We start from the raw sequence: 505 nt of genomic DNA on the forward strand, positions 1-505 counted from the left end.
GAAATGAGTAACCTGCTTCTCATTTGTTCTGAATACACAACCTCTCCAAATCACGTATTCATACCCTAAAAGGGCAATAACGCAGTCGTTGATAACGACTCTCCCACCTGAAAATAGCTCCAGCATAAAAACTGGAGCTGTAAATGAGATCGAGACCTTCCCTTTTACTGATGCGAAACCTGCGGTCATTGGCCGTTGTGGTGCTCGCAACTTTGCCATGCGTTGCTTTTGCACAATGGCGGGTTGTAGCCGTGAGCACCGAAGTAGACAAAATGCGCTTCAACACCATCATAGACGCGCATTCCTTCATGAAGAATTATCGCTCTGGTGAGGAGCAAGGGAAGGGAACGCCAGTTGGGGATGCGCTTTATCCGGTTGCCAGTTATGGTGATGGCCGTTATGTCTCCAGGATCTGTTTTAAGTATCTAGGTGCTACTGGCGATTATGACCCCACTACCTGCACTGGCGACCCAGCTACGGTCTACTGGCGCTCAACCTATGTTCT

General features: G+C 48.7%; 2 protein-coding genes. One reads left to right on the forward strand and one right to left on the reverse strand.

Annotation, left to right across the window (positions count from 1 at the left end; translation table 11 throughout):
- The coding region (locus R7Z77_RS28735) for a hypothetical protein (RefSeq protein WP_318137482.1) at positions 1-219 on the reverse strand (219 nt) is incomplete at its 3' end.
- Here R7Z77_RS28735 and R7Z77_RS28740 point away from each other — a divergent pair.
- Positions 144-505, forward strand: a 362-nt coding sequence (locus R7Z77_RS28740) for a hypothetical protein (protein ID WP_411913233.1), incomplete at its 3' end; no start/stop codon positions are given. The genes R7Z77_RS28735 and R7Z77_RS28740 overlap by 76 nt on opposite strands.

Source organism: Vibrio sp. 1401 (genome assembly GCF_033340295.1).